The following is a 26,852-nucleotide window of genomic DNA, read 5'->3' as shown; positions in this document are numbered from 1 at the left end:
GCTACAATGTCAGCGACTTGGGACGCGTGCGCCGCGCCCAGATGGCGACCATCATCCGCGCCACGGTGATCGCGGTGAAGGCCGAGGTCGCGATGCCGATGATCAGCACCACGGCGAAGCCGCGGATCGGCCCCGAGCCGAAATAATACATCAGCGCGCCGGCAATCGTGTTGGTGATGTTCGCGTCGAGAATCGCTGTCCTCGCCTCGTTCCAGCCGTGGTCGATCGCGTCGATCACCTTGCGGCCCTTGCGCATTTCCTCGCGGATGCGCTCGTTGATGATCACGTTGGCGTCGACCGCCGCGCCGATCGTGAGCACGAAGCCGGCGATGCCGGGCAGGGTCAGCGTGGCATTGAAGAAGGCCATGATGCCGACGATCATCAGCCCGTTCAGGACCAAGGCGGCGTTGGCGAACAGGCCGAACGGCCCGTAGGTCGCGAGCATGAACAGCATCACCAGCCCGGCGGCGACGATGCTGGCGATGATGCCCAGCCGGATCGAATCGGCGCCGAGCTCCGGCCCGACCGTGCGCTCCTCGACCACCTCCAGCTCGACCGGGATCCGGCCCGAGCGCAGCGAGATGGCGAGCTCGTTCGCGGTCTGCACGGTGAAGCCGCCGCCCGAGATCGTCGCCTGGCCGCCCAGGATCGGCTCGCGGATCACCGGATAGGAGATGACGACGCCGTCGAGAATGATCGCGAAGGGCTTGCCGACATTCTCCTGAGTCACCCGCGCGAAGCGGCGACCCCCGGTCGAATCGAAGGTGATGACGACGTTCGGCGTGCCGTCCTGCTGGTCGTAATCCTGGCGCGCGTCGGCGATCTGGTCGCCGGAGATCATCGCCCGGCGCTCAACCGCGATCCGGGCGCCCTCGCTGGTCGGCAGAATCTGGCTGCCGATCGGGGCGCGGCCGGCGGCGAGCTGCTCCTGGCTCACCCCTTCGGTCACCATCCGGAATTCGAGCCGGGCGGTGCGGCCGATCAGCCGCTTCAGCGCCTCGGGGTCCTGCATGCCCGGCACCTGCACGACGATGCGGTTGCTCCCCTGGCGGATGATCGTCGGCTCGAGCGTGCCGAGCGCGTTGATCCGCCGGTCGATGATGTCGCGCGCGACTTCCATCGCATTATCGATCGCGGCGTTGATCCCGGCCTGGGTCTGGCGCATGACGATTCGGCCGTCCTGGGTGTCGACGCTCCAGTCCGATTGCGCGGAAAAACCGACCGGTTGCGACTGGCGGGTGGCGATGTTGCGCGCCTCGGCGAGCTGCGCCGGATTGCGCACCGCGAAGCTCAGCACGCCGTTCTGGCCGGACAAGCCGGTGATCTGGATGCCCGCCGTGCGCATCTCGCGGCGGATCACGTCCTCCATCGCCTGGAGGCGCTGGCGGGCGAGATCGCCGGTCTCCGCCTCCAGCAGCAAGTGGCTGCCGCCGGCGAGGTCGAGGCCGAGATTGACATGGATCGCCTGCACCCAGCCGGGCAGGCTCGCTCGGGCGTTGGTGGGAAGGAAGCTCGGCACCGCCATCAGCACGGGGATCAGGCAGGCGAGGCTGATCAGCCAGATCTGCCAGCGCGAGAAATTGAGCATGGCGGCCGCGCCCTCAGTCGTTCGCGGGCTTGGCGCCGTAGGGGCGCACGTCGCTCAGCATCGACTTGACGACGCGGACCTTGACGCCCTGCGCCACTTCGAGCTCGACCTCATGCTCGTCGACCTTGGTGACTTTGCCGATCAGCCCGCCCGAGGTGATCGCGGTGTCGCGCGGCTTCACCGCCATTATCATCGCCTGATGCGCCTTCATCCGCCGCTGCTGCGGGCGGATGAGGAGGAAGTAGAAGATGACGAAGATGAGGAGGAGCGGGAAGACCATATTGAAGAAGGCCAGGGTCCCCCCCGCGGCGGAGCCGCCGGTCGCGGCATAGGCTGGTGATGCGAACATGCGATCCTACTCGGAAGGTGAGCGGCGCGGAAGCGCTCGCCGGAAAAGCGCGAGGCGACTATCATGGGGATGGGCGATTGCCAAGGCAAGGAGGGGAACCATGATCGTCGTCACGGGACAGGTGAAGTTCGGCGCCGGCGAGGTCGCGCGCTTCAGGGCCGTGCTCGAACGCAACGTCACCTCCTCGCTCAGCGAGGAGGGCTGTCTCCATTATGCCTATGGCGTCGATCTGTTCGATCCGGACCTTGTCCGAATCAGCGAGGCCTGGCGCGACCAGGCGGCGCTCGACGCGCACAATGCCCGGATTCCGGAGTTGATGGCGCCGCTTGCCCATGCCAGGATCGAAGCGGCGAGCATCAAGGCCTACAAGGCGGAGTTCCTGACCACCGTAATGGGCGAGTGAGCCCGCTTAGGGAATCCGCTCGATGGTCGGGGCGACTGGATTCGAACCAGCGACCCCCACACCCCCAGTGTGATGCGCTACCGGGCTGCGCTACGCCCCGACCAAGGCGGCGCATTTAGGCGGGCCGCCCCGCGAAGGCAAGGCGATCAGCCGGCGAGATCGGCCGGGATCGCGACGCCCTCGCGCTCATTGTCCCAGATCATTGACGTGATCCGCCAGCCGCGTTCCGGGTCCTTGAACAATTGGATCGAGTTGATCCCCCGACGCTCCGGCGCGGCGTCGTCCAGGGCGGTTCGCGCCTCGTAGGCGCTCCAGACATGGGCGATATTGCCGAACAGGTCGATCCGCCGCCCGATCTCGACCTCGAAGAAATCGTTTTCCGCGAAGAAGGACGTCGTGTCCCGGACATATTCCTCCTGCCCCATCGCCTTGAACGCGGCGCGCCCGTCCGGCCCGATGAAGGTGCGGATCTGCCGGGCGTCGGGGTGGAAGCAATTGGCCTGCCGCGACCAGTCGCGCGGGCCCCTCGGCCCCGAGATCATCGCATACATCTCGTCGACCACCGCCCCGATCGCCGCTTCGTCATCCATGCGCCTGTCCCCTTGCCGGTTCGCCCGCGCCCAGCTCGGCGCGCAAGATGGGGCCGTAGAGTCGGCCGATCCCGATCAGCACCACGCCGAGGCCGAGGAAGGAGAGGATACGCAGCACGCCCTCCAGCTCGGAGGCGTCGACGAGGAAGACCTTCACCATCGTCGCGGTGAGCAGGATCAGGCCCGCCAGCCTGAGCGCTTTGTCGGGCAGCCGCACGCCGCCGAGGAGGAGCGCCAACGCGACGACGATGCCCGCGGCCGAATAGCCGTACATCTCGCCGATCGGCAGTTCCGGCCCGGTCAGGATCGGCCCCTGGAAGGCCTGGCGCACCAGCAGCATCGCGCCCGCGACCAGAGCGGCGAGGAAGGCGGCCAGCCAGAAGCCCGAGCGCGCCGCGTCCTTGTAGCGCCGCCGCGCCGCGTAGAGCCAGGCGGCGCTCAGCAAATAAGCGGGGAGGATCAGGTTGAGCACCGGCGTCGCGCCGACCCATTGCGCGTCGAAAGCGGGGTTGTGCATCACGAGATCGAACCAAACCAGCCGCGCGGCGGCGAGCGCGGTCAGCGCCGTGCCGGCGAGCCGCAGCATCGCCGGCTCGATCCGCGGCAGCTTGAGCCGCCCCGAGGCGAACAGCCAGCCGGCGGCGAACAGGGCTTGGGTCAGAATCGTCCGCTCGAGGAAGCCGCGCGCGACGAAATCCTCTTCGGAGGCGAGGCCGAAGCCCTGCTTGAACCAGACATAAGCCGCCGCGAGCGCGAACAGCCCGGCGACCGGCGCCAGCGCCCGCCGCGCGCCCAGCGGCAGCTCCGGCATCGCCAGCCGCACGCCCGTGAGCAATACCGCCGGCAGCGCCAGCGCGAACAGGGCATCGCGCGCCGTCGGCAGGTCGACGGCGAGGGCCGGGAGACCGATCAGCGCCGTGATCGCCGCCGTCGACAGTTCGGGCACCAGCGACACGGCCCGCGCCGCCGCCGCCGCCGCCGTCGCCGCGGCGACTGTCGCCAGCGCCAGATCGCCAAGCCGCCGCGCCGCGAGCGTGAGCAGCAGCGCGACGGCCATCCAGCCGGTCACGACCCACTCGCCCGGCGCGAGGTCCCAGATCGCGGCGCCGAGCAGCAAGGCGGCTGCCGCGCCCGCAGTGAGCAGCCCGAGCTCCGCCGGCGCACTCGCCGAGGCCCAGCCGCGTGCCAGCCAGATCAAGGTCGCCGGTCCGAGCGCCAGCCCCGCCGCGATCGCCCCCCAGACGGGCAGGTCGAGCAGAGCCGGCCAGGCGGCGCGGGCGACCAGCAGCGGTCCGGCAAAGCCGCCCGCCGCGACCGCCGTCCACAGCCGTCCCGGCTGCCGGAGCGCCAGCGCCAGCGCCAGCGCCAGCCCTCCCAGCCCGAAGATCATGGTCAGCGCCACGGCCGCGTGGAGCACGAACGGATCGGTCCGGACCCCCGCCTTGCCGAGCAGGACGAGCAGGCCGAAGGCGAGCGCCACCGCCGGCGCCGCGCGATACTCCTTGCGGAGCGCGGCGAGAACAAGGCTCGCCGCCGCGAGCGCGCCGAACTGGAGCCAGCCCAGGAAGCCCAGATCGCTCCGCGCCGCGACGAAGGCGAGCTGGACGATGCCGATCAGCAGCGGTTGGATCAGCCCTAACGCCCGCCCGTCGCCCGGCCTCGCCAGTGAGGCGCCGATCGCGAGCAGGATGACGAACATGCCGGAGGCGAGCGCGTCCTCGGGCTCAAGGAAAAGCAGGAAGGCGCTCCACACGAAGCTCAGCGCCACCGCCGCCGCCGCCAGCCAGGTCCAGCCGCGCCGCCACGCGATCAGGAAGATGGCGAGATCGAGCAGGCCCAGATAGGCGAGCAAAGGCACCGGCCCCGAGCTCGAATCGCCGACCAGAGCGGGGGTGAGGAAGCCGCCGATCAGCCCCATCACCGCGGTCGGCGCGCCGTGGCGGAGCGACAGGCCGAGCGCCACGGCGGTGATCGCCAGCATCGCCGCCGAAGCCGCGCCCGTCCCGATCAGGCCGTAGAGGCTGTGGCTGCCATAGGCGGCCGCGTAGAGCACCGCGATCCCCGCCCCGACCAGAACCTGGTCGATGCGCGGATCGTCCGCCATCTTCCAGCGCGACGCCTCGCCCGCGCCGAGCAGGACGAGGCCGAACAAAGCGGCCCCCGCCATCCGCATCGCCGGCGTCACCAGCCCGATCTCTATCGAGTAGCGGATCAGATAGACCGCCGCGACCACCAGCGCGATCCCGCCCAGCCAGATCAGCAGCCGCCCGCCCACCAGCCGCTCGAACAACGCGCCGACCGACTCGCGCTCGCGCTCCGGCTCCTCGCGCTCGCGCTCCGGCTCGTCGCCGATTTCGATGACGCGCTCCGGCGGAGGAGTCTCGGCCCGGTCCTGAACCCCGGTCTCCGCCGGAACAGCGGTGCGCGCCGGCTCCCGTCGCTGATAGGTGACCGTGTACGGCACCTCCGGCTCCATCGGCGCGCCCGCCGACGCGGGCGACGCCGGAGCCTCGCTCCCCTCCAGCCGCCGCTCGATCGCATCGAGCCGCGCCTTCAGATCTCGGTTCGAGATCCACAGCGCGAACCCGCCGCCGATCAGAATGAGGAGAAGCAGCTCCACCACCCCGCCTGCCTACCGGTCGCGGCCAATGCTGTCAGCGGATAAAGTGGCGCCCCAGCTTAGCGGCCGGTGAGGAGAAGGACGAGGCAGCCGATGAACATCACTCCGCCAAGGAGGCGAAGCAGCCATTCGCTTTTCATCGTCGGGTAGGCCTCAAGTTCGCGGCGCTCTTCGAAGAAGCTCTCCTCCTCGCCCGCTGCTAGCTCCCCCAGCCGATCCTCCCGTCTTTGCAACAGTCTGCGCGTGTGGGACCACGGCCAGAACAGGACGTAGGCGCCTGCGATTACACCCGTGATCAAATAGACACGCAAGGCTTCAAATCCGCGTCAATGGCACCGCCACTACGTCCCCCGCCCAGACCGCTCGCGCTCGTGCGAGATTTCCGTCTGCGCCGCGCCCATCGCCCAGCGCCCGGTCGGCGAGCGACAAAGCGTAGAGTGCGAGCGGATCGTTGGGCCAGCGGCGCAGGCTCGCATGGAGCTGGTTGCGCGCGCCGGCCGCGTCTCCGCTCGCCAACAGGGCGACGGCGAGGCTGCGGCGGACCGAATACCAGAAGAGCGGCGGGTCCATGCCGAAATCGGCCTCGAGCTGCGCTTCCATCGCCCGACGATAGGCGCGTTGTGCGCCCTCATGCTCGCCGGCGAGCATCGCGGCGCGGCCTTCGAGCACATATTGCGCGACCTCGGCGAGCCGGGCGCCGCCGCGGCCCAAGGCGGGCGCATCCGTGCCCTCGCGCAGCGCCGCGATCGCCGCCGCCTCGGCGCGCACCGCCGCGGCATCGCCGGCCCGCGCCTGCGCCTCGCCGCGCGCATAATGACGCATCGCCCGGTCGATCGCATGCTCCGCTTCCGGCAAGGCCAGCACCTCGGCAAGCGGCGCATGCAGCCCGGCGGTGTAAAAGACCGCCGAGCCGAGCAGCCGCGACGGTGCCTGCACCTCGCCGGCAAGATAGGTGGCGCGGTACTGCGCGGCGACGTCGGCCGCGGTCGCGCCGTCGCCGCGGGCGAGCGCGCTGGTGATCGCGAAATGCATGTTGTGGCGGTTGAGGTAGAAGCGATAGTCGGACTGCTCGGGCCGGGCGGTCGCGTTGAACGCCCGGTCGGCGGCGATCGCGGCGACATTGGACGCCGCCGCGTCGGCATAGCGGCCGACCCCGTAGAAGCTGTGCGAGGGCATGTGGACGAGGTGGCTCGCCGCCGGCGCGAGCCGGCCGAGCCGCTCGGCATAAGGCACGGCGAGGTGCTGGCGGTCGATCCAGTCGGTGATGTGGATGTAGAAATGGATCGCGCCGATATGGTCGGGGTTGCGCGCGAGCACCCGTTCCAGCAGCCGCTGCGAGAGGTTGCCGGGCTGCATCTCGCCCCGGTTGAGGATCATCCGCGAGTCTGCGGCCATGATCTGGATCGTGTCGTCCAGCGGCATGCGCAACGCGGCGCGCTCCATGAAGGCGGCATAGCCTTCGCTGTCGAATTCATCGCCGTCGCGGGTGCGCAGCGCCTGGCCCTCGATCAGCACGCGGTCGCGCGCGCCGAGGCCATCCGACAGCGCTTGCGCGCGGCGGATCGCGGCGCGCGCGGCTTCGAGTTCCTCGTCGCGAGGGTTGAGGTTGATCGTGGGCCCGCGCGCCCAGGCCTCGCCGAAGAAGCACATCGCGCAGGTCGGATCGAGCCGCTGCGCCGCCTGGAAGGCGCGGATCGCCTCGACCTCGTCGAACGCCCAGACCAGGCGCACGCCTTGCGCGAAATAGGCGCGGGCTTCTTGATGGTCGCTGTCCGGCTCGAGCCCGGCGTTGCCGAGGCCGTCGAGCAAAGGCGGCGGTGCGGCGTCGCCGTCGATCTGCTTCGAAGCATCGACCGGATCGAGGCAGGATTGGTTCGGAATGCCCGGCGTCCGCCGGGTCGCGTCCTCGGCCGCCTGCGCGGCAAAGGCGGTGGTCGCCAGCGCGGCCAGCAAGGCCGCCTTGCGGATCGCAACGCGCATCGTCTCAGTCTCCCTGGCGGCAGCTTAGCGCCGCGCCTGGAATGGGGAAGGGGCTTCTATGCGCCGCGCCGCTTGCGCAGCACCAGGGTCGGCCAGTCGCCGCGGTCGATGCGGCCGGCGGGGCGCAGTCCCTGACGCCGATAGGCCTGCGCGACCCGCTCCGCCTGGCGGCCGAGCAAGCCGGCGAGGATCAGCCGCCCGCCCGGCGCGAGGGCGGCCGCTATCGCCGGGGCGAGCGCGATCAGTGGCCCGGCGAGGATATTGGCGATGACGAGGTCGTAGGGCGCGCGCGCCTTCAGCCGTGCATGCGCCACGCCCGCCGCGGCGACCAGCTCACACTGACCGCGCGCCCGGCCGAGCGCGACCCGGTTCACCGTGGCATTCTCCGCCGCGACCTCGACCGCGACCGGATCGATGTCCGACGCGATCGCGCGCGCCGCCGGCCACAGCCGTAAGGCGGCGAAGGCGAGCAGGCCGGTGCCGGTGCCGATATCGGCGAGGTTGGAGATGTGCGCCCCCCGGGCCTTCAGCTGGTCGAGCGCGATCAGGCAGCCCGTCGTGGTCTCGTGCTGCCCCGTGCCGAAGGCGCGCCCGGCGTCGATCTCGAAGGCAATTGCGTCGGGCGGCACCTCGTCGCGATGGGCCGGGGTGTGGACGAAGAAGCGCCCCGCCCGGATCGGCTCCAAACCCGCCTGCGAGAGCGTGACCCAATCGGCATCGCCGACGCGCTCGACGGTCGGAACCACGCCCGCGCTCGGCACCAGCGCGCGCAGAGCGGCGAGGTCCGCCGCGTTCGGCTTGCTCTCGAAATAAGCGTCGAGCCGCCAGGCCTCGCCCTCGGCCTCGCTCGTGACCAGCACCGGCGGCGCGTCGAGCGCGGCGAACGCCACGATATCCTCCCCCAGCGCCTCCGCCTCCTCTTTGGTGCAGGGGAGCGTGGCCTTATAGCTAGCGGACAAAGCTGGCGCCGTTCACGTCGATCACCGCGCCGGTCGCCGAGGCGGGCGCGTCGGTGGCGAGCCAGCGCACCGTCTCGGCCGCCTCGTCGGCGGTCGCCGGCCGCCCGAGGGGAAGCTCGCCCAGCGCTGCAAGGCCGCCCCGGCTCGCGACATACTCCTCGACCATCCCGGTCACGGTGAAGCCCGGCGCGACGGTGAAGGCGTAGATGCCCTCGCCAGCATAGGCCCGCGCGATCGACTTGGTCATCGCGACCATGCCGCCCTTCGACGCGGCATAATGCCAGTGGTCGGGGCTGTCGCCGCGGAAGGCGGCGCGGCTGGCGACGTTGACGATGCGCCCGCCGCTGCCGCGCTCGCGGAAATGAAGCACGGCGAGGCGGCAGAGGTCCGCCGCCGCGCGCAGGTTGATGCGCAAGGTCCGCTCCCAATGCGCTTCCCACTCGGCGTCGCTCGAGCCGAGCGGCGCGGGCTCGAACACGCCCGCATTGTTGACCAGCACGTCGATCCGCCCGTCGAGCCGGCCCATCGCCTCCCACCACAAGGCAGTCGCGCCTTCAGGGTCGGCGAGTTCGGCCGCGATCCGCCCGTCGCCGCCCGCGCTGGAATGGCCGACGACGCGGTGGCCGGCGAGCGCCTTGACGATCTCGGCGCCGATCCCCCGGCTGGCGCCGGTGACGAGGATGTGGAGTGGCTCGGTCATGGCGCGGCGATACGCGCGCCGCGCCGATCAGGAAAGGGGGGCGTCGGCGCCCTCAGGCCGCGAAGGTCTGGACGAACCTGCCCGCGGTCGCCTTGAACTGCGCCATCTGCGCGTCGACCTCGGAGAAATTCTGCTCGACCTCGTCGATCTCGCTCGCCACCGCCTCGGTATCGGCGCGGATCGCGGCGATCGTCGAGGACATCGAATCGGCGGCCAGCGCGGTCTAGTCGACCGCGGCGGTGATCATAGTCACGGTCTGCGCCTGCACCTCCATCGCCTGACGGATGCGGTCGGCGCTGGTCTGCACCTCCTCCACCGTCGACTGGATCGAGCCGTTGGCTTCGAGGGTCTGGCGGGTGGCGGACTGGATCGCGGAGATTTTGTTGGCGATGTCGTCGGTCGCGTTGGCGGTCTGGTTGGCGAGGCTCTTCACCTCCTGCGCGACGACGGCGAAGCCGCGCCCCGCATCCCCCGCCCGGGCCGCCTCGATCGTGGCATTGAGCGCCAGCAGATTGGTCTGCCCGGCAATGTCGCGGATCAGCCCGAGGATCGATTCGATCGCGCCGACCTGTTCGGAGAGCGCCTTGGAGACCTCGACCGCCTTGGCCGATTGCTCGCCCGCGCGAGTCGCCACGCCCGCCGCGACCTCGACTTCGCTTCGCGCCTCCTCGATCGCCATGATCAGGCCGGCCGCGGTCTGCGCCGCCTCGCGCATCGCCACCGCCGACTGCTCGGCCGCCGCGGCGACCTCGCTGGTCTTGCCGAGCATGCCGCGCGCCGCCTGGCTCGCCTCGGCCGCCTGGTCGCGCACCTTGCGCGAGCCCGACGCGGTCTTCTCGACGACGCTGACGATCTCCTTGTTGAACTCGCTGCCCTGGGCGCTGCGCCGCTCGCGCTCGGCGCGGGTGCGCAGCACGTCGTAATGATAGGAGAAAACGTCGATCTCGAGCGCGACCAGGGCCATCCCGGCCGAGGTCAGCCGCGCCAGCCGCTCCGGGTCGTTCGGCAGCGCCGCGGCGAGCAGCGAGACGATCGCCTGGCCGCAGGCGGCGATGCCGGCATAAAGCGTGGTGTGCGAGATGTTCGCCTTCGCGGCCGCCTCGACATAGCCCCGCGTCATGTCGAACCATTCGGGCTCGGCGAGCCGCTCGTGCTTGGCCACGATATGGGGGACGATCCGGTCGGTCAGCTCCTCGATCTTGTCCGGACCGATCGGCCGGTCGATCTCGTCGGAGCGGGCGTAGCGCTCCCAATAAGCGCGCGCGATGACGCGCTTGTCGGGCTCCACCAGCGACCAGATCTCCCGACAATCCGCCTCCAGCCGCCCGTCCAGATCGAACAGCTTGATCCGCCGCCCGAGGTCCGCCGCATCCCGCTCCCGCGTCTCGCCACTCATCGTCGCTCGTATCCTTCTCAGCGCCAAAGCCTTGTCTCTTGCGCGCCGGTCTACCGGTGCAGTGGTTAACAGCCTGTTAGAAAAGGCACGCGGTCCGCGCGGTTTTTTGACGGGCGGAGCGAGGCTGCGATGCCGCAGGGACTGGTTCGGCATTTCAAACATTTGACGCCGGGCGATGGATGTCGTGATATCGGGCGCGAGGCGAAGCCGCAAAGTCGAAGGGGGATGAATCATGCGTTGCCTGTTGGTGCTGCCGCTGGCGGCGATCGCGGGGGCTGGCGTGGCGCAGCCGGCGAACGTGCGGACCGACAGCGCGGAGCTGGTGCGGCGTTGCGTGCCCGCTGGGATGGAGAGCCGGGCGATGAGCGAGCTCAGCGCGGCCCAGCGCCAGGCGATGATGAGCTGCGCGCAGGGCGAGGCGGCGCGGCAGCTGAACGCGCAGACGCCGATCCAGGTCGACGAGCTGAGCTCCGTCACCGCGATCAGCGCGGAAGGAACGCAGCTGACCTACCATATGCAGGTCCAGGTGAATGCCGCGGACGTCACCGACGCGCAGCGCGCGGGCGTCGTCCAGTCGACGCGGGGCAACGTCTGTGGGCTGGAGCAGATGCGCCGGACGATGGCGATGGGCGGCTCCTACCGCTACATCTGGACCGACCGGACGGGGGCGGAGATCACAAGGACAGTGATCGCGGGCTGCTGAAGTAGCCCGGTATGACCGATCAGCACGAAGGTGACGAAAGTATCGGTATGTCAGCCGCGCGTTGCGGCGAGCCGTTGCGATGGCCGCAGCCTCGGCAGCATATGCATCATCATACGCGAATCGGTTCTCTGCTATTTGGCGATATGACCATAAAGGTTAGGCTTTAGGAAAGACTTTTTGGTTCGGGACCGGCAAGGGGCTGTGGCATGCGGCGTGACCCGATCCGGACGGCCGGGTTAGCGCGTCGATATTGCACACGCGAAGGCCCCGCGCTTCGTGCTAGCGGGAATATCTGTCCAGCAACGGATAGAGCACGGCCTGCTCCGCCGTGATCCGGTCCCTCATCGATTTGCGCAGCGCGTTGGAAGCCGCGCAATATCCCGACCAATCGGCGGCGATAGCGTCCATGCACCACTTGCGGACATGAGACGCCGACTCGCCGAGCTTGTGTGCCTCGCCGGCTATCAGCGCCCGAATGATCGAGGCTTCGTCCGGCGACGCGGTCCCCAGAAGCTCGGTGCAAGCCGCGGTCGTTACCGTCCGCCGCCTGCGGCTGGCGAGGCTCAGTCTCCAGCGGGCATTGGGATAGCGACCGGGGTCGGGCCGGGGCTCAGCCGTCAATTCCTCCAGCGTGGCAAGGGCCGCCAGCAAGTCGTGATGAGCCTGTTGAAGCTCATCGCGGAGCTCGGCCGCCCGCGCGGGCGCGAGCGGTGGGCCGTCTGGCGCACCGGTAATCAGTTGACCGACCCTCATGATCGCGTCCTCGGATTGTGGCAGTCATCCCGAGTCTGCTCTGGATTGATTGAAAATCAGTAAGTTTCTTTCGGGTCAGCCTTCGACGGGACGTCAGTCCACCAGCTCCACCGCCACCGCCGTCGCCTCGCCGCCGCCGATGCAGAGCGAGGCGACGCCCTTCCTGCCGCCGTGGGTTTCGAGGGCGCTGAGGAGGGTGGCCATGACGCGCGCGCCGCTCGCGCCGATCGGGTGGCCCAAGGCGGTGGCGCCGCCGTGGACGTTGATCTTGTCGTGGGGAATGCCGAGATCGCGCATCGCGATCATCGCGACGCAGGCGAAGGCCTCGTTGACCTCGTAGAGATCGACCTCGCTCGCGGCCCAGCCCGCTTGCTTCAACACCTTCTCCATCGCGCCGACGGGCGCGGTAGTGAATTTGGCCGGCTCGTGGGCGTGGGCGGCGTGGGCGACGATGCGGGCGACGGGCTTCAAGCCGAGCCGGTCGGCGACGCTCTGGCGGGTGAGGACCATCGCGGCGGCGCCGTCCGAAATGGACGAGGCGTTGGCGGCGGTGATCGTGCCGTCCTTGGCGAAGGCGGGCTTGAGGCTCGGGATTTTGGAGGGGTCGCCCTTGGCGGGCTGCTCGTCCTTGTCGACCGTCACCGGGCCCTTGCGGCCGGATATCTCGACCGCGACGATCTCGCGGTCGAAGGCGCCGCTGGTCTGTGCGTTCTGCGCGCGAGTGAGGCTGGCGATGGCGTAATCGTCCTGCGCCTCGCGGGTGAACTGATAGTCGCGCGCGCTTTCCTCGGCGAAGCTGCCCATCAGGCGGCCCTGCTCATAAGCGTCCTCGAGGCCGTCGAAGAACATGGAGTCGATGACGCGGTCGTGGCCGATGCGGGCGCCGCCGCGATGCTTGGGGAGGAGATAGGGGGCGTTGGTCATCGACTCCATGCCGCCGGCGATGACGATCTCGGCGCTGCCCGCGGCGAGCGTGTCGGCGGCCATGATCGCGGCCTGCATGCCCGAGCCGCACATCTTGTTGACCGTGGTCGCCTCGATATGGGTGGGCAGGCCCGCCTTCAGCGCCGCCTGCCGCGCCGGGGCCTGGCCGAGCCCGGCGGGGAGGACGCAGCCCATGTAGATTTTCTCGATATCCTCGTGCGCGACGCCGGCGCGGCTGACGGCGGCGCCGACCGCGGCGGCGCCGAGCTCGGTGGCGCTGGCGCCGGAGAGGCTGCCCTGGAACGAGCCCATCGGGGTGCGGGCGTAGGAGAGGATGACGATCGGGTCGGTGGTCATGGCGGTTCCTTCTTCGTCATTGCGAGCGAAGCGAAGATGCGCGGGTCGCCATGTCCCCCGGACATGGCTGCGACCTGTGGGACAGGTCGCACCCGAACATCCAGGCTGGATTGCCGCTTCGCTTCGCTCCTCGCAATGACGGGTGCGTCGTGCGCCGCACATAGGCGCGGGCGTGCGCTTGTTCAAATCGGCGCTCGGGGCTAGGCCTCCGGGCCAGGGAGACTTGACGCATGTCCGAGCTGGGCCTCGATTTCGAACTCGGCGAGATGGCCGACACGATCCGCGACACGACGCGGCGTTTCGCCAGGGAGCGGATCGAGCCGCTCGCGGCGCGGATCGACGCGGAGGACTGGTTTCCGACCGAGCTTTGGCCCGAAATGGGGGCCTTGGGGCTGCACGGGATCACGGTGGCGGAGGAGGATGGCGGGCTCGGGCTCGGCTATCTCGAGCATGTCGTGGCGCAGGAGGAGGTGGCGCGCGCCTCGGCCTCCATCGGCCTCTCCTACGGCGCGCATTCGAACCTCTGCGTCAACCAGATCCGGCGCTGGGCGAGCGCGGAGCAGAAGGCGAAATATCTGCCCAAGCTGATCAGCGGCGAGCATGTCGGCAGCCTCGCCATGTCGGAAGCGGGGGCGGGCAGCGACGTGGTCTCGATGAAGCTCAAGGCCGAGGCGGTGCAGGGCGGCTATGTCCTCAACGGCACCAAATTCTGGATCACCAACGCGGCGAATGCCGACACGCTCGTCGTCTACGCGAAGACCGGCGAGGGGAGCCGGGGGATCACCACCTTCCTGATCGAGAAGGACATGCCGGGCTTCTCGATCGGCCAGAAGCTGGACAAGATGGGGATGCGCGGCTCGCCCACCGCCGAGCTGATATTCGACGATTGCGAGGTGCCGGAAGAGAATGTGATGGGCCCCGTGAACGGCGGCGTCGGGGTGCTGATGAGCGGCCTCGATTACGAGCGGACCGTGCTCGCCGGCATCCAGCTCGGGATCATGCAGGCCTGCCTCGACGTGGTCTTGCCGTACGTGCGCGAGCGGAAGCAGTTCGGCAAGGCGATCGGCTCGTTCCAGCTGATTCAGGCGAAGGTCGCGGACATGTATGTCGCGCTCAACTCGGCGCGGGCCTATGTCTACCAGGTGGCGCGGGCCTGCGACGCGGGCAAGACGACGCGCTTCGACGCGGCGGGCGCGATCCTGCTGGCGAGCGAGAATGCGGTCAAAGTGGCGGGCGAGGCGATCCAGGCGCTGGGCGGGGCGGGCTACACCAAGGACTGGCCGGTCGAGCGCTATTTCCGCGACGCCAAATTGCTCGATATCGGCGCCGGGACGAACGAGATCCGGCGGATGCTGATCGGGCGGGAATTGATCGGGAGCTAGCTTCCAGGAATTCCCGTTACCGCGTGCCGTGAAGCTTCCATGCGATCGGTTCCCCCGATCCGCGCCGCACGATCGACGCGCCGACCGAGGTCATGGTCGACAGCAGCGGAACCAGCCATGAGCCCATCTCGGCCGCCGACTTTGCGCTCCTATCGAGCTGGAGGAGCAACCAAATCTCGGGATTCAGATCGTCCGACAGCTTTCGCCAGACCGCTTGTCGTTCCGCGCGCGTGCGAGCGATATTGTGGTGGAAGTGGTCGTTGACGAGCTTGACCATGGGTTCGGCTGGAAACAGCTTCTTCAGGTGCCGATGCTGCTGGTCGACTCCCTTGACGCTGCCGGACAGAAAGGCGCTCTTGATTTGCCCTGACGTCAGCTCCCGGAGGGCCAGACGGCGCGCGCTGCCCTCGCGCACGATCTCACTGTCGCGATGGTGCACCAGAAAGCAGAAACGTGCGCCGGGTATCAGGACACGCTCCAGCTCTCGAGCCGTATCGACGATGTTTCCGTATTCGATGCCGAACTGGCTGACCGCGGCATCGAAGCCGCGATCGCCAAACGGTAGAGCTTCCATGTTTACCGGCGCGTGGATCGTGAGGTGTGCCTGATTTCTCACCGGTACGCGCGCCAAATCGACGCCGGTGATCCGCAGATCGTTTCGGTGGCTCAGGAGGTTGCGCCCAACGATACCAGCGCCGCATCCAAGATCGATGACGCGCGCGTCACGCGGCAGCTCATTCGCGAAATGCGCCCACTGCCTGTCCAGCGCGCATCGCCCGTCGCCGGGAACTTAGCATCGATCGTTCGGCTCGTTATCCTGACTGAACTCCCGCCAGAATATCGACCAAGCTTCGGATCCTCCGCCGACACGCGTTCGGGTCTTGAATTCCATGCCGGCAGCGGTCACTGGCTTGTTCATCTTCCTCACTGCGGTTCCGCAATTCTGCCCAAGACGGGCATCGCAAGGTCCCTGAAGAAGGAGGTTGCTTTGCAATGGTGGCAAGCGGCGCTAGGCGAGCGGCATGCTTTTTTCGACGAAGGAGATCCGTCGCATGCTGATCGGGCGGGAATTGATCGGGGCGTGATTCCGGTCCGCGCCCTCGACCATATCGTGCTGTGCGTGCGCGACGTGGCGGCGACGCGGCGTTTCTACGAGGCGCTGCTCGGGATGGCATCGCGCGAGGAGCGGCCGGGCAAATGGTCGCTTCATTTCGGCGCGCAGAAGATCAGCCTGCAGGACGCGGTCGCTGTCCCGGCGATCGCCAGGGACACGGTGCCGGGCAGCGGCAATTTCTGCCTGCTGACCGACGTGCCGATCGAAGCGGCGGCGGAACAGCTCGAGGCGCGCGGCATCGCTATCGTGGACGGTCCGGATCAGCGTTGGGGCGCGACGGGGCCGATCCTGTCGATCTATTTCCACGATCCCGACGGCAATCTCGTCGAGATCAGCAACCTGGTCGAGGCGGGTTGAGGCGCCGTCCCCTGGTCAGGCCGCCGATATGCTGACCACGGCGCCTGAGATCCATGCCGATCCGATCGCCTGCCTTTATCGGCCAATGCGGCTCGGGGCGTGGGAGCTGCGCCGCTGGCCGGACGACATTCCCTTGCGCGGCTATTGGAGCCCGGCGCGGCCCGTCTCCGGCGTGGTCTCGCTCGACAAGGGCAGCGACACCTGGATGTCGCTGATGCCGGTCGAGATCGAGAGCCTCGGGATCGGCGTCGCCTGCGCCGAGGGGCACGTCGTCATTTTCGGCCTCGGCATGGGCTGGTCGGCGGCGGCGAGCGCGCTCCGCCCCGGCGTCGCCTCGGTGATCGTGGTCGAGCGCGACGCCGGGCTGATCGCGCTGCACGAAGCGCTCGGCCTGTTCGGCCGGCTGCCGGGCGGGGCGGGGGAGAAGGTCCGGATCGTCCATGGCAACGCGTTCGAGTGGCGACCGGACGGGCCGGTGGACCTGCTGCTGGCCGACATCTGGCTCCCGCTCGTCAGCGCGGGGCGGGTGGACGAGGTGCGCCGCATGCAGGCCAAGGTCGGCGCGGGCCGGGTCCATTTCTGGGGCCAGGAGCTGGAGCTCGCCCGCCACGCGGTCACGGCCGGCCGGCTGCGCCTCGACGACGCCGAAATCGCCGCCACGGCGGCGGAATTCGGATTGCCGCTTGCGGGGCTGGAACTGCCCGCTTATGCGCCCCGGCTGCGCGCGGCGGCGGGGCAATGGATGAACGACCATTGGCTGTCCGAGCTTCGTCCGGCCGCCGGCTGATGCGCGCGCCGCCTTTCCAAGCGCCGTCACGCAATCTAGGCAGCATTGCATGACCATCGCCGACATCCTCGAATGGTATGCGACCGTCTCCGGCATCATCGCGGCGCTGATGATCGCGGCGGATTGGGGGCGGCGGGTGACCGGGTGGGGCTTCGTCCTGTTCTGCACGATGAATCTCGCCTGGATCGGCTTCGGGCTGCTCGACGACACGGGCGGGCTGACCACGCAGAACGCGGTGCTCTTCGGCATCAACCTGCTCGGCATCTACCGCTATCTGATCCGCAAGCAGCCGCTCCATCCGCAGGGGAAGCCGGCATGAGCCAGCTCACCAGCAAGCTCGACGAGAATGGCGCGGAGTTCCGGCGTTATGCGGAGCATAATCGGGCGCTGGCCGAGGAGCTGCGGGCGCGGGTGGCGGAGGCGGCGAAAGGCGGGCCGGAGAAGCATCGCGAGCGCCACGTGGCGCGCGGGAAATTGCTGCCGAGGGAGCGCGTGGAACGGCTCCTGGACCCGGGCTCACCCTTTCTCGAGATCGGCCAGCTCGCCGCCTGCGACATGTACAAGGCCGAGGTGCCGGGCGCGGGGATGATCGCCGGGATCGGCCGGGTGTCGGGGCGCGAGACGATGATCGTCTGCAACGACGCCACGGTGAAGGGCGGCACTTATTATCCGATGACGGTGAAGAAGCATCTGCGCGCGCAGGAGATCGCGCTGCAGAACCGGCTGCCCAGCGTCTATTTGGTCGACTCGGGCGGTGCGAACCTGCCGCACCAGGCCGAGGTCTTCCCCGACCGCGAGCATTTCGGGCGGATTTTCTACAACCAGGCGCAGATGTCGGCCGAGGGGCTGGCGCAGATCGCCTGCGTGATGGGGAGCTGCACGGCGGGCGGGGCCTATGTGCCGGCGATGAGCGACGAAAGCGTGATCGTGCGCGAGCAGGGCACGATCTTCCTGGCCGGCCCGCCGCTGGTGAAGGCGGCGACGGGCGAGGTGATCAGCGCGGAGGAGCTGGGCGGCGGCGATTTGCACGCGCGCAAATCGGGCGTGGTCGATCATCTCGCCGAGAATGACGAGCACGCGCTGACCATCGTCCGCGACATCGTGGCGCGGCTGAACACGGTGAAATCGCACGATATCGACCTCGCCGAACCGGTGCCGCCGAAGCTCGATGCGGAAGGGCTGTACGGCGTGATCCCGGACGACGTGCGGACGCCCTATGACGTGCACGAGGTGATCGCGCGGATCGTGGACGGGTCGGAGTTTCACGAGTTCAAGGCGCTGTACGGGAGCACGCTCGTCTGCGGCTTCGCGCGGATCTGGGGGATCCCGGTGGCGATCCTGGCCAATAACGGCATATTGTTCAGCGAGAGCGCCGTGAAGGGCGCGCATTTCATCGAGCTGGCCTGCCAGCGCCGCACGCCTTTGCTGTTCCTGCAGAACATCTCCGGCTTCATGGTCGGCGGCAAATATGAGGCCGAGGGGATCGCCAAGCACGGCGCCAAGCTGGTGACCGCGGTGGCGACGGCGAGCGTGCCCAAGATTACCGTCCTGATCGGCGGCAGCTTCGGCGCCGGCAATTACGGCATGTGCGGGCGGGCCTATGGCCCACGCTTCCTGTTCACTTGGCCGAACAGCCGCATCTCCGTGATGGGCGGCGAGCAGGCGGCGAGCGTGCTGGCGACGGTGCACAAGGATGCCGAGACCTGGACGGCGGAGCAGGCCGAAGCGTTCAAGCAGCCGATCCGCGACGATTACGAAGCGCAGGGGAATCCGTACCACGCCACCGCGCGGCTCTGGGACGACGGCATCGTCGATCCCGTGCAGACAAGGGACGTGCTCGGCCTCGCCTTCGCCGCCACGCTCAACGCGCCGATTCCGGAACGGGCGAAATTCGGCGTGTTCAGGATGTGAGGGTGAAGGGGAGTAGAGGCCGGTGCTGAAGTCATTTTTCGTTGCGTTGCTGCTGCTCATTGCCGCGCCCGCCGCGGCGCAGGGCGGCGATGCGGCGGAGCGGCAGGCGGTGCTTGCCGGGGTGGAGCGGTTGTTCGCGGCGATGCTGGCACGCGATGCGGCGGCGATCCCTCAGATCACCGACCCGGCGGGCGTCGTCACCGCGATCACCATGGACGGCGCTGGCGGATCGTCCATTGCCACTTCCACCTGGGCCGAGTTCGCGCAGCGGCTGCCACAAGCGCCGGCGCCGATCCGCGAGCGGATGTTCGATCCTGAGGTGCGGGTCCACGGCGATCTCGCCTTGGTCTGGTCGCGCTACGATCTGTGGATCGGCGACAGTTTCTCGCATTGCGGCACCGACCTGTTCGAGATGGTCCGCCGCGACGGCCGCTGGCTGATGCTCCACGCCAGCTTCACCCGCGAGCGCACCGGCTGCGAGCGGCGGTGACGGGCGGCGAGCCGCTCGAGGCATCAGACGCCCCCTCGGCTTTTGGTGGCTATGCGCAGGCGGTGCGGGTCGAGGGCACGCGCGAGCTGCTGTTCGTCTCCGGGCAGATTCCGTTGGATGTCGACGGCTCCGTGCCGGAGCCGTTCGCCGATCAGTGCCGCCTCGTCTGGCGCAATGTCGAGGCGCAGCTTCGCGCGGGCGGGATGGGCCTCGCGGACATCGTCAAGGTGACGACCTTCCTCTCCGACCGCGCCTATGCCGAGGAGAACAGCGCGATCCGGCAAGAGGTGCTGGCGGGCTTGACCCCGGCGCTCACCATCATCATCGCGGGCATCTACGATCCGGCCTGGCTGCTGGAGATCGAGGTGATCGCGGCGCGATGAGGGGAAGCACTGGCATGACCGCCCACGTTCGTCATGCTGAACTTGTTTCAGCATCCATGCCGGAGCCTTGGTCATGTTCGCGTAGGTTGGCGTCTGCTCCAGACGTTTCGGCATGGATCCTGAAACCAGTTCAGGATGACGCGGAGGACGACGGCCTATTTGTTGTACCGGCTGCCCGGCTCCACCAGCCCCCATGCTATGCCGAGATCGCGCCAGTCCGGATTGTGCTCCTCGATGAGCGCGATCTTCCAGGCCCGGTGCCAGCGCTTGAGCTGCTTTTCGCGGGCGATGGCTTCGTCCATCCGATCGTGGAATTCGGCGTGGACGAGGCGGATCGCGCCATAGCGGGAGGCGAAGCCGGGCACGGTGCCGGCGCGGTGTTGAGCGAGGCGGGCGGCGAGGTCGGAGGTGAAGCCGACGTAGAGCGTGCCGTTCTTCTGGCTGGCGAGGATGTAGGTGCAGGGCTGGCGGTCACGCATCGGGGCGAAGATGTCGCGGCATGGATGCTGAAACAAGTTCAGCATGACGGGAAGAGGGATATGGCGCAGTGCTGAAATCCCTCCTCATCGCCAATCGCGGCGAGATTGCCTGTCGGATCATTCGCACTGCGCGCAGGCTCGGGGTGCGGACGGTCGCGGTCTATTCCGATGCGGATGCCAGGGCGCTGCATGTGCGCGCGGCGGACGAGGCGGTGCATATCGGGCCGAGCCCGGCGCGGGAGAGCTATCTCGTCGGCGAGAAGATCATCGCGGCGGCGAAGGCGACGGGGGCGGAGGCGATCCATCCGGGATATGGGTTTCTCTCCGAGAATGCGGCATTCGCGCAGGCCGTGATCGACGCGGGGCTGATCTGGGTCGGGCCGAGGCCGGCCTCGATCACCGCCATGGGCCTCAAGGACGCGGCGAAGAAATTGATGGCGGCGGCCGGCGTGCCGGTGACGCCCGGCTATCTCGGCGAGGACCAGGACCCGAAGCGGCTGAAGCAGGAGGCGGAGGCGATCGGCTGGCCGGTGCTGATCAAGGCGGTCGCGGGGGGCGGCGGCAAGGGGATGCGGCGGGTCAATGACGCGGCCGAGTTCGACGAGATGCTGCAAAGCTGCAAGCGCGAGGCGGCGTCGAGCTTCGGCGACGACCGGGTGCTGCTCGAAAAATATATCGAGCGCCCGCGCCATATCGAGGTGCAGGTGTTCGGCGACACGCACGGCAATGTCGTCCACCTGTTCGAGCGCGATTGTTCGCTGCAGCGCCGTCACCAGAAGGTGATCGAGGAGGCGCCGGCGCCGGGGATGGATGAGGTGACGCGGGCGGCGGTCTGCGAGGCCGCGGTGAAGGCGGCCAAGGCGGTCGACTATGTCGGCGCGGGGACGATCGAGTTCATCGCCGACGCGAGCGAGGGGCTGCGGGCGGACCGCATCTGGTTCATGGAGATGAACACCCGCCTCCAGGTCGAGCATCCGGTTACGGAGGAGATCACCGGGGTCGATCTGGTGGAATGGCAGCTGCGGGTGGCCAGCGGGGAGGCGCTGCCGCTGAAGCAGGAGGAGCTCAGCATCGACGGCTGGGCGATGGAGGCGCGGCTCTATGCGGAAGATCCGTCGAAGGGCTTCTTGCCCAGCATCGGCACGCTGAGCGTTTTCACTCTGTGCGGCGATACTCGCGTCGATACCGGCGTCGAGGAGGGGGCGACCATCTCCCCGTATTACGATCCGATGATCGCCAAGGTGATCGTCCATGCCGACGAGAGGCAGCAGGCGCTGGAAATGCTAGCGGGCGAGCTGGAGTTCAGCGTCGTCTGGCCAGTGAAGACGAACATCGCCTTCTTGGTCCGGCTGCTGCGCGATCCCGACGTGCAGGCTGGTGACCTCGACACGGGCCTGATCGCGCGGCGCGGCGACGCGATTCTCCAGGATCCGGGTCCCACGGCGAGAGATTTGAGCGACGCAGCCACTTGGTTCGCGCGCCAATCGACGAAGTTCTCGCCAATGGCGGCACCGCTTTTCGGATTTCGGCTTAACCGCGAGCCCGAGCGGTGGCTGGCTCTGGACGTGAATGGAGAGCGCACGACGTTCGACTATCAACCGACGACGGTCGGCGCCTACGAGTGCGGATTTCAGGAGACCGGTTCCCCGAGCGAGCAACTGATGCTCAAGGGCGGTGCCCGCTACTTGGTATCGATCAGTCGGACGACCGGCGGATCGGGTAGTGCCGCGAGCGACGGCGCGATCGTCTCCCCGATGCCAGGGAAGATCATTGCACTCGCCATTGCTAAGGGCGAGGCCGTGACCAAGGGACAGAAGCTGCTCACGCTCGAGGCGATGAAGATGGAGCATAGCCTCGCCTCGCCGTTCGACGGTATCGTGGCGGAGCTCAACGCCGAGGAGGGCGCGCAGGTGAGCGAGGGCGCCTTGCTCGCGCGGATCGAAAAGGGTGAGTGGGAATGACTCGTCATCGTCACCCTGAACTTGATTCAGGGTCCATGCCGTTGCCTTCATGCGGAGCGCCGAGGCGCGCGGGTGCCGCGGCATGGATGCTGAACCGAGTTCAGCATGACGCTTGGGGGGAGGACTGATGCCCGGGCGCTATTACGAGCAATGGACCTTGGGCGACCGGATCCGGCACCAGCCGCACCGGACGGTCACCGAGACCGATAATCTGCTGATCTCGGCGCTGACCCACAATCCGCAGCCCCTCCATCTCGACGAGACCTATGCGGAAGCCACCGAGTTCGGGCGGATCGTCGTCAACGGCACCTTCACCTTCGCCTTGCTGGTCGGGCTGTCGGTGGGGGACACGACGCTCGGCACGCTGGTCGCCAATCTCGGCTATGACAAGGTGCGGATGCCCGCGCCGGTCTTCATCGGCGACACGCTGCGCGCGGAGACCGAGGTGGTGGGGCTGAAGGATTCGAATTCGCGGCCCGAGGCGGGGATCGTCACCTTCGAGCACCGCATGTTCAACCAGAAGGACGAGCTGGTCTGCGTGATGGAGCGGACGGCGCTGATGCAGCGGCGGCCGGCGTGAAGCTACGTTCGCTCCTGTTCGTCCCGGGCGACCGGCCGGACCGGATGGCGAAGGCGCTGGGCTCGGGGGCGGACGCCTTGATCCTCGATCTGGAGGATGCAGTGGCGGCGGAGAAGAAGGCGGAGGCGCGCAAGAGCGTCGCCGATTTTCTCGTTGCCAACGGCAAGGCGCGGCTCTGGGTGCGGGTTAATCCGCTGGACAGCCCGGAGCATGACAAGGACCTCGCCGCGATCCTGCCCGCGCATCCGGACGGAATCGTGCTGCCCAAGGCGGAAGGGGGCGTGTCGGTGGCGGAGCTGGCGCGCAGCCTCGCCGAGCGCGGCAACGCCACCGCGCAGATCCTCGCCATCGCCACCGAGACCCCGGCGGCGATGTTCCAGCTCGGGACTTATGGCGGGGTGAAGCGACTCGCGGGCCTGACCTGGGGGGCGGAGGATCTGCCCGCCGCGATCGGCGCGGCGACCAGTCGGGAGGAGGACGGCAGCTTCACGGCGCCCTATGAGCTCGCCCGTTCGCTCTGCCTGTTCGGCGCGGCGGCGGCGGGCGTGGCGGCGATCGAGACGGTCTATCCGGCGTTTCGCGACCTCGACGGGCTGGCGGCCTATGCGGCGCGGGCGCGGCGGGACGGGTTCACCGGCATGATGGCGATCCACCCCGACCAGATCCCCGCGATCAACGCCGCCTTCACTCCGAGCGAGGCAGAGGTCGCGCATGCCCGGGCCGTGGTCGCGGCGTTCGAGGCCAGTCCCGGGGCGGGGGCGCTGTCGCTCGACGGCCGGATGATCGACCGTCCCCACCTCGTCCAGGCGCGGCGCATGCTGGCGAGCCTCGATGTCACAAAACTGTAACATAAATCGAACCAAAACAGTCACATCCGCATTGCATCAAATGTAACATCGGCGTAATTTCCCCGTCATCGACACAAGGGGATGGCCGATGAAGACGTTCGCGTATCTCGCCGCTGCCGGCTTTGCTCTCACCGCGACAGGCGTTTCGGCGCAGAGTGTGGAAAGCGGCTATCCGCGCGGCAGCCTCGCCGTCGCCGCGATCGAGCGGGGCGACCTTGCCCGGGCCGAGGCCCTGCTCAAGGACGACGCGCTCGGCGCCACCAGCGATCCGGCGCGGCTGATCAATCTCGGCGAAGTCTATATGCGCACGGGGCGCACCGCCGAGGCGCTTGCCGCCTGGCGCGCGGCGCTCGCCTCGACCCGCCATACTGAGGTCGAGACGCTTGGAGGGCGCTGGCTCTCGACCCGCGAGCTCGCCCGCGAGGCGCTCGCCCGCTACGAGACCGCCCAGCTCGGCACGCGCTAATTCTCGTCATTGCGAGCGTAGTAAAGCAATCCAGACCGGATTGCCGCGCCGTTTCGCGGCTCGCAATGACAGGCGTCGTTGAAAGCCCCGCCCGCGCTCCGTAACGAGGGCGCGTGGCGGGATTTTTCGCTCTTCTCGAACCGCTCGCCCTGCGGCTGCCCGCGGGGCTGCTGCTCGGCGCGATCGTCGGCAGCTTCCTCGCCACCGTCCTGATCCGCTGGCCCAAAGGTGAGAGTGCGCTCGGCGGGCGCTCGCGCTGCGATTCGTGTCGGGAGGCGCTCGGGCCGCTCGCCTTGGTGCCGATCGTCTCGCTCTTGGCCGCGCGGGGCCGCTGCCGGCGTTGCGGGGCGCGGATCGACCGGCGCCATGTCGCGATCGAGCTGGCGGCGGCGTTCGTCGGCCTCGCCGCCTTCGCCGTCCACCCGCTGCCGCTCGCTCTGGTTACCGCCGTGCTGGGCTGGTGGCTGCTCCTGATCTCCGCGCTCGATCTCGAGCATCACTGGCTGCCCGATCTTCTGACCCTACCGCTCATTCCGCTGGGCATAGCCGCTGCCTGGGCTGGATTTGGGCCGCCGCTGCCTGAGCGACTCGCGGGCGCCGCGATCGGTTGGGCGACGCTGGCGCTGATCACCCTCGCCTACGCCCGGCTGCGCGGACGCGAGGGGATGGGCGGTGGCGATCCAAAGTTGCTCGGCGCGATCGGCGCCTGGCTCGGCGCCTTCCAGCTTCCTTTCGTGCTGCTTGGCGCCGGGCTGCTCGGCCTCGTCGCAATCCTCAGCCTGAGGCTGCGAGGCCAGGAGGTGACGGCGATGACGCGGCTGCCGCTGGGCACCTTGATGGCGCTCGCGGCCTGGCCGCTCTGGCTGCTCGCGGCGGCGGGGACATTCAGCCTCTGTCCAGAATTGCCCTGCTAGAGGAGGGGCTTGAGGGCGGCGTTTTTCCCTAGAGGCGCCGCCCGACTGATTCTCTCCCTTGCGCCGCCCCCGAAAAGCTGTGAACCTTCCCCCTCGCTACGACTCTTCGGGGAAGGGGAGGCGTTCGGCCGCCATTTCAAGACGATGAGCCGTCCGCGTCGATCCCTTGTCTCGAATGAGTCACGGGAACGACATAGCTGAGCCGCTTGGCTTGTTCGGGGAGGGATTCGGTTCGTCGTGCGCGCTGAGCGGCTTTTCAGGCGGCTGCCCCGTCCCACCATTTTCTCCGCGCTCGAGCTGGCGCTGCTGGCGCTGATCGCGGTGCAGGCGGCGCGGCTGGTCTGGGCGGTGGTGACTCCGCTCGGCCCCTTGGGCGAGTGGCGGCCGGCGAGCACGCTGAACGCGCTTCCCGCCGCGGGCGGCGCGCTGGGTGATTTCGATCCCTTCTTTCGCCTCTCCGGCGGCGGCGCGCCTGCCGTGGTCACCGCGCTCAACCTCCAGCTCTTCGGCGTGCGCGAGGACCGGGCGACCGGGCGCGGCTCGGCGATCATCGGCCTGCCCGACGGCACCCAGCGCAGCTTCGCGGTCGGCGAGGAGGTGATGCCCGGCGTGACCCTCGCCGCGGTCGGCTTCGACTATGTCACGATCAACCGCGCCGGCGCGATGGAGCAGATCTTCCTCGATCAATCGCAGCCCGCCGCGACCGCCGGCGCGCCGCAGCCGGGCCAGGCGCCGCCGCCCGCGCCCGCGGCGCCCGCGCCGCCGCCGCCGATCGCCGCCGCGCCGGCGCCCAACGCGCCGCTCTCGCTCCAGCCGCGGATGAGCAACAACCAGATCACCGGCCTGATCGTCGCGCCCGGCGGTGATGGCGGCGCGGCCTATCGCGCGGCGGGCTTCCAGCCGGGCGACGTGATCGTCGCGGTGACCGGCCAGCGGGTGACCGGCGCCGACCAGGCGCTCACCCTGTTCCGCCAGTCCGGCGGCAGCGTCACCCTGATGGTGGATCGCGGCGGCCGCGCCGTCCCCGTGCGCATGAGGACCAATCCGTGAAGCGTTTCCTGATCGCCTTTTCGCTGCTGCTGCTGACGCCCGTCTCGCCGGCCTGGTCGCAATATGTGCTGAACCTGCGCGAGGCGGACATTCGCGCCTTCATCCAGGACGCGGCGCGGGTCACGGGGCGGACCTTCATCATCGATCCGGCCGTGCAGGGCCGGGTCTCGGTGGTGACCGAGCGGCCGCTCAGCCGCAGCGAATATTTCGAGCTGTTCCTCTCCACGCTGCGCGGCTCCGGCTTTGTCGCGGTGCCTGCCGCGGGCGGGGCGCTGCGCATCCAGCCGATCGCGGGCGCCTCCTCCTCGGCGCCGGTGGGAAGCTCGCGGCGGGTCGGCGCCAGCGCCTTCGTCACCGAGATCATCCGGCTGCGGCGGATCGAGCCCGCCGCGGCGGTCGAGACCCTGCGGCCGCTGGTCAGCCGCGACGGCTCGATCACCGCCAGCCGCAGCTCGATCGTCGTTTCCGACTTCGCCGACAATGTCCGCCGGGTGCGCCAGGTGCTCGCCCAGATCGACGTCGACAGCGGCGTCACCCGAGTCGTCGGGCTCGACAATGCGGGCGCGCGCGAGATCGCCGCCGCGCTCGCCGAGCTTGCCCCCGAAGGAGTCTCGATCGTGGCCGTCGACAGCTCGAACGCGCTCGCCTTTCGCGGCGACGCGGCGGCGGTGGCGCAGCTGATCGGGATCGCGCAGGAGCTCGACCGCCGGGCACTGTCGGGCAGCGAGATCCGCGTCATCTTCCTCGAACATGCCGACGCCGAGCAATTGCTGCCCGTTCTGCAGACCCTGCTCGGCCAGGCCCCGAC

Annotated in this window: 28 protein-coding genes, 1 tRNA gene and 1 pseudogene; 16 read left to right on the top strand and 14 right to left on the bottom strand. The window is 68.8% G+C overall.

Annotation, left to right across the window (positions count from 1 at the left end; translation table 11 throughout):
• Position 1 precedes the first annotated feature (1 nt).
• Positions 2–1,588, bottom strand: a complete 1,587-nt coding sequence (gene secD, locus ACT4N8_RS09535) for a protein translocase subunit SecD (protein ID WP_444857895.1) — start codon at positions 1,586–1,588, stop codon at positions 2–4.
• Positions 1,589–1,601: 13 nt separating this feature from the next.
• The gene (gene yajC / locus ACT4N8_RS09530; RefSeq protein ID WP_444857894.1) at positions 1,602–1,937 is read right to left on the bottom strand and encodes a preprotein translocase subunit YajC; all 336 of its coding nucleotides are present in this window, start codon (positions 1,935–1,937) and stop codon (positions 1,602–1,604) included.
• Positions 1,938–2,037: 100 nt separating this feature from the next.
• Between yajC and ACT4N8_RS09525 the strand changes: the two genes are divergently transcribed.
• Positions 2,038–2,340, top strand: a complete 303-nt coding sequence (locus ACT4N8_RS09525; RefSeq protein WP_444857893.1) for a putative quinol monooxygenase — start codon at positions 2,038–2,040, stop codon at positions 2,338–2,340.
• 23 nt (positions 2,341–2,363) lie between these two features.
• Here the strand turns inward: ACT4N8_RS09525 and ACT4N8_RS09520 are convergent.
• From ACT4N8_RS09520 to ACT4N8_RS09485, 8 genes and pseudogenes are all read right to left on the bottom strand, one after another.
• Positions 2,364–2,440, bottom strand: a tRNA-Pro gene (locus ACT4N8_RS09520).
• 46 nt (positions 2,441–2,486) lie between these two features.
• The gene (locus ACT4N8_RS09515) at positions 2,487–2,930 is read right to left on the bottom strand and encodes a hypothetical protein (protein WP_444857892.1); all 444 of its coding nucleotides are present in this window, start codon (positions 2,928–2,930) and stop codon (positions 2,487–2,489) included.
• Positions 2,923–5,550 (bottom strand): DUF2339 domain-containing protein, encoded by a 2,628-nt coding sequence (locus ACT4N8_RS09510; RefSeq protein ID WP_444857891.1) that lies wholly within the window; start codon positions 5,548–5,550, stop codon positions 2,923–2,925. Before ACT4N8_RS09510 ends, ACT4N8_RS09515 begins: the two co-directional genes overlap by 8 nt.
• A gap of 59 nt (positions 5,551–5,609) precedes the next feature.
• Positions 5,610–5,861, bottom strand: coding sequence for a hypothetical protein (locus tag ACT4N8_RS09505; protein ID WP_444857890.1), 252 nt, complete (start codon positions 5,859–5,861; stop codon positions 5,610–5,612).
• A gap of 4 nt (positions 5,862–5,865) precedes the next feature.
• A complete protein-coding gene (locus ACT4N8_RS09500; protein ID WP_444857889.1) occupies positions 5,866–7,530 on the bottom strand; it encodes a hypothetical protein in 1,665 nt (554 codons plus the stop codon).
• 56 nt (positions 7,531–7,586) lie between these two features.
• The gene (locus ACT4N8_RS09495; RefSeq protein ID WP_444857888.1) at positions 7,587–8,489 is read right to left on the bottom strand and encodes a 50S ribosomal protein L11 methyltransferase; all 903 of its coding nucleotides are present in this window, start codon (positions 8,487–8,489) and stop codon (positions 7,587–7,589) included.
• Positions 8,479–9,189, bottom strand: a complete 711-nt coding sequence (locus tag ACT4N8_RS09490) for an SDR family NAD(P)-dependent oxidoreductase (RefSeq protein ID WP_444857887.1) — start codon at positions 9,187–9,189, stop codon at positions 8,479–8,481. The genes ACT4N8_RS09495 and ACT4N8_RS09490 overlap by 11 nt, the downstream gene beginning before the upstream one ends.
• A gap of 52 nt (positions 9,190–9,241) precedes the next feature.
• Positions 9,242–10,585 (bottom strand): annotated as a pseudogene (locus ACT4N8_RS09485) (methyl-accepting chemotaxis protein).
• Positions 10,586–10,817: 232 nt separating this feature from the next.
• On the opposite strand from ACT4N8_RS09485, the gene ACT4N8_RS09480 reads away from it, so the two are divergent.
• Positions 10,818–11,288 (top strand): hypothetical protein, encoded by a 471-nt coding sequence (locus ACT4N8_RS09480; RefSeq protein WP_444857886.1) that lies wholly within the window; start codon positions 10,818–10,820, stop codon positions 11,286–11,288.
• 279 nt (positions 11,289–11,567) lie between these two features.
• On the opposite strand, the gene ACT4N8_RS09475 is transcribed toward ACT4N8_RS09480, so the two are convergent.
• Together ACT4N8_RS09475 and ACT4N8_RS09470 are read right to left on the bottom strand one after the other, a co-directional pair.
• Complete coding sequence (locus ACT4N8_RS09475) at positions 11,568–12,041, bottom strand: hypothetical protein (RefSeq protein ID WP_444857885.1); 474 nt, start codon at positions 12,039–12,041, stop codon at positions 11,568–11,570.
• Between the two features lie 93 nt (positions 12,042–12,134).
• Positions 12,135–13,322, bottom strand: coding sequence for an acetyl-CoA C-acyltransferase (locus ACT4N8_RS09470; RefSeq protein WP_444857884.1), 1,188 nt, complete (start codon positions 13,320–13,322; stop codon positions 12,135–12,137).
• A gap of 230 nt (positions 13,323–13,552) precedes the next feature.
• On the opposite strand from ACT4N8_RS09470, the gene ACT4N8_RS09465 reads away from it, so the two are divergent.
• On the top strand, positions 13,553–14,704 hold the full coding sequence (locus ACT4N8_RS09465; RefSeq protein WP_444857883.1) for an isovaleryl-CoA dehydrogenase: 1,152 nt from the start codon (positions 13,553–13,555) through the stop codon (positions 14,702–14,704).
• Positions 14,705–14,720: 16 nt separating this feature from the next.
• Here the strand turns inward: ACT4N8_RS09465 and ACT4N8_RS09460 are convergent, their stop codons facing one another.
• Positions 14,721–15,374, bottom strand: coding sequence for a class I SAM-dependent methyltransferase (locus ACT4N8_RS09460; protein ID WP_444857907.1), 654 nt, complete (start codon positions 15,372–15,374; stop codon positions 14,721–14,723).
• On the opposite strand from ACT4N8_RS09460, the gene ACT4N8_RS09455 reads away from it, so the two are divergent.
• Genes ACT4N8_RS09455 through ACT4N8_RS09430 form a run of 6 tightly spaced genes read left to right on the top strand, consistent with a single transcriptional unit; the run spans position 15,303 to position 19,746 of the window.
• Positions 15,303–16,175, top strand: a complete 873-nt coding sequence (locus ACT4N8_RS09455) for a VOC family protein (protein ID WP_444857882.1) — start codon at positions 15,303–15,305, stop codon at positions 16,173–16,175. The two genes, ACT4N8_RS09460 and ACT4N8_RS09455, sit on opposite strands and share 72 nt — an antisense overlap.
• 28 nt (positions 16,176–16,203) lie before the next feature.
• Positions 16,204–16,962, top strand: a complete 759-nt coding sequence (locus ACT4N8_RS09450) for a hypothetical protein (protein WP_444857881.1) — start codon at positions 16,204–16,206, stop codon at positions 16,960–16,962.
• Positions 16,963–17,011: 49 nt separating this feature from the next.
• Positions 17,012–17,281 carry a hypothetical protein gene (locus ACT4N8_RS09445; RefSeq protein ID WP_444857880.1) on the top strand — a complete coding sequence of 90 codons (270 nt, stop codon included), beginning with the start codon at positions 17,012–17,014 and terminating at the stop codon, positions 17,279–17,281.
• Entirely contained in the window at positions 17,278–18,873 is a 1,596-nt protein-coding gene (locus tag ACT4N8_RS09440; protein ID WP_444857879.1) for a carboxyl transferase domain-containing protein, read from the top strand. Before ACT4N8_RS09445 ends, ACT4N8_RS09440 begins: the two co-directional genes overlap by 4 nt.
• A 22-nt stretch (positions 18,874–18,895) precedes the next feature.
• A complete protein-coding gene (locus ACT4N8_RS09435) occupies positions 18,896–19,363 on the top strand; it encodes a DUF4440 domain-containing protein (RefSeq protein ID WP_444857878.1) in 468 nt (155 codons plus the stop codon).
• A complete protein-coding gene (locus ACT4N8_RS09430) occupies positions 19,360–19,746 on the top strand; it encodes a RidA family protein (RefSeq protein ID WP_444857877.1) in 387 nt (128 codons plus the stop codon). The genes ACT4N8_RS09435 and ACT4N8_RS09430 overlap by 4 nt, the downstream gene beginning before the upstream one ends.
• 155 nt (positions 19,747–19,901) lie before the next feature.
• Here the strand turns inward: ACT4N8_RS09430 and ACT4N8_RS09425 are convergent, their stop codons facing one another.
• Positions 19,902–20,225: a GIY-YIG nuclease family protein gene (locus ACT4N8_RS09425; protein WP_444857876.1), complete on the bottom strand. Its 324-nt coding sequence runs from the start codon at positions 20,223–20,225 to the stop codon at positions 19,902–19,904.
• A 68-nt stretch (positions 20,226–20,293) separates the two neighbouring features.
• On the opposite strand from ACT4N8_RS09425, the gene ACT4N8_RS09420 reads away from it, so the two are divergent.
• The 7 genes from ACT4N8_RS09420 to ACT4N8_RS09390 all read left to right on the top strand — a co-directional run.
• On the top strand, positions 20,294–22,186 hold the full coding sequence (locus ACT4N8_RS09420) for an acetyl/propionyl/methylcrotonyl-CoA carboxylase subunit alpha (RefSeq protein ID WP_444857875.1): 1,893 nt from the start codon (positions 20,294–20,296) through the stop codon (positions 22,184–22,186).
• Between the two features lie 127 nt (positions 22,187–22,313).
• A complete protein-coding gene (locus ACT4N8_RS09415) occupies positions 22,314–22,766 on the top strand; it encodes a MaoC family dehydratase (protein WP_444857874.1) in 453 nt (150 codons plus the stop codon).
• On the top strand, positions 22,763–23,614 hold the full coding sequence (locus ACT4N8_RS09410) for an HpcH/HpaI aldolase/citrate lyase family protein (RefSeq protein ID WP_444857873.1): 852 nt from the start codon (positions 22,763–22,765) through the stop codon (positions 23,612–23,614). Before ACT4N8_RS09415 ends, ACT4N8_RS09410 begins: the two co-directional genes overlap by 4 nt.
• A gap of 88 nt (positions 23,615–23,702) precedes the next feature.
• Positions 23,703–24,080, top strand: a complete 378-nt coding sequence (locus tag ACT4N8_RS09405) for a tetratricopeptide repeat protein (RefSeq protein ID WP_444857872.1) — start codon at positions 23,703–23,705, stop codon at positions 24,078–24,080.
• 113 nt (positions 24,081–24,193) lie between these two features.
• Positions 24,194–24,994 (top strand): prepilin peptidase, encoded by an 801-nt coding sequence (locus tag ACT4N8_RS09400; RefSeq protein ID WP_444857871.1) that lies wholly within the window; start codon positions 24,194–24,196, stop codon positions 24,992–24,994.
• A gap of 237 nt (positions 24,995–25,231) precedes the next feature.
• Entirely contained in the window at positions 25,232–26,044 is an 813-nt protein-coding gene (locus ACT4N8_RS09395) for a type II secretion system protein N (RefSeq protein WP_444857870.1), read from the top strand.
• Positions 26,041–26,852, top strand: an 812-nt coding sequence (locus ACT4N8_RS09390) for a secretin N-terminal domain-containing protein (RefSeq protein ID WP_444857869.1), incomplete at its 3' end; no start/stop codon positions are given. The genes ACT4N8_RS09395 and ACT4N8_RS09390, both read left to right, overlap by 4 nt.

It is taken from the genome of Sphingosinicella sp., assembly GCF_052387495.1.
Lineage (GTDB): Bacteria > Pseudomonadota > Alphaproteobacteria > Sphingomonadales > Sphingomonadaceae > Allosphingosinicella.
This window is presented reverse-complemented; position numbering and strand designations above follow the sequence as displayed.

Excerpts from the sequence above, each read along its gene's own strand:
- ACT4N8_RS09525 (WP_444857893.1), top strand. The coding sequence starts at position 2,038 with ATGATCGTCGTCACGGGACAGGTGAAGTTCGGCGCCGGCGAGGTCGCG.
- yajC (WP_444857894.1), bottom strand. The coding sequence starts at position 1,937 with ATGTTCGCATCACCAGCCTATGCCGCGACCGGCGGCTCCGCCGCGGGG.
- ACT4N8_RS09450 (WP_444857881.1), top strand. The coding sequence starts at position 16,204 with ATGCTGACCACGGCGCCTGAGATCCATGCCGATCCGATCGCCTGCCTT.
- ACT4N8_RS09500 (WP_444857889.1), bottom strand. The coding sequence starts at position 7,530 with ATGCGCGTTGCGATCCGCAAGGCGGCCTTGCTGGCCGCGCTGGCGACC.
- ACT4N8_RS09470 (WP_444857884.1), bottom strand. The coding sequence starts at position 13,322 with ATGACCACCGACCCGATCGTCATCCTCTCCTACGCCCGCACCCCGATG.
- ACT4N8_RS09465 (WP_444857883.1), top strand. The coding sequence starts at position 13,553 with ATGTCCGAGCTGGGCCTCGATTTCGAACTCGGCGAGATGGCCGACACG.
- ACT4N8_RS09475 (WP_444857885.1), bottom strand. The coding sequence starts at position 12,041 with ATGAGGGTCGGTCAACTGATTACCGGTGCGCCAGACGGCCCACCGCTC.
- ACT4N8_RS09405 (WP_444857872.1), top strand. The coding sequence starts at position 23,703 with ATGAAGACGTTCGCGTATCTCGCCGCTGCCGGCTTTGCTCTCACCGCG.
- ACT4N8_RS09445 (WP_444857880.1), top strand. The coding sequence starts at position 17,012 with ATGACCATCGCCGACATCCTCGAATGGTATGCGACCGTCTCCGGCATC.
- ACT4N8_RS09425 (WP_444857876.1), bottom strand. The coding sequence starts at position 20,225 with ATGCGTGACCGCCAGCCCTGCACCTACATCCTCGCCAGCCAGAAGAAC.
- ACT4N8_RS09415 (WP_444857874.1), top strand. The coding sequence starts at position 22,314 with ATGCCCGGGCGCTATTACGAGCAATGGACCTTGGGCGACCGGATCCGG.
- secD (WP_444857895.1), bottom strand. The coding sequence starts at position 1,588 with ATGCTCAATTTCTCGCGCTGGCAGATCTGGCTGATCAGCCTCGCCTGC.
- ACT4N8_RS09480 (WP_444857886.1), top strand. The coding sequence starts at position 10,818 with ATGCGTTGCCTGTTGGTGCTGCCGCTGGCGGCGATCGCGGGGGCTGGC.
- ACT4N8_RS09515 (WP_444857892.1), bottom strand. The coding sequence starts at position 2,930 with ATGGATGACGAAGCGGCGATCGGGGCGGTGGTCGACGAGATGTATGCG.
- ACT4N8_RS09490 (WP_444857887.1), bottom strand. The coding sequence starts at position 9,189 with ATGACCGAGCCACTCCACATCCTCGTCACCGGCGCCAGCCGGGGGATC.
- ACT4N8_RS09440 (WP_444857879.1), top strand. The coding sequence starts at position 17,278 with ATGAGCCAGCTCACCAGCAAGCTCGACGAGAATGGCGCGGAGTTCCGG.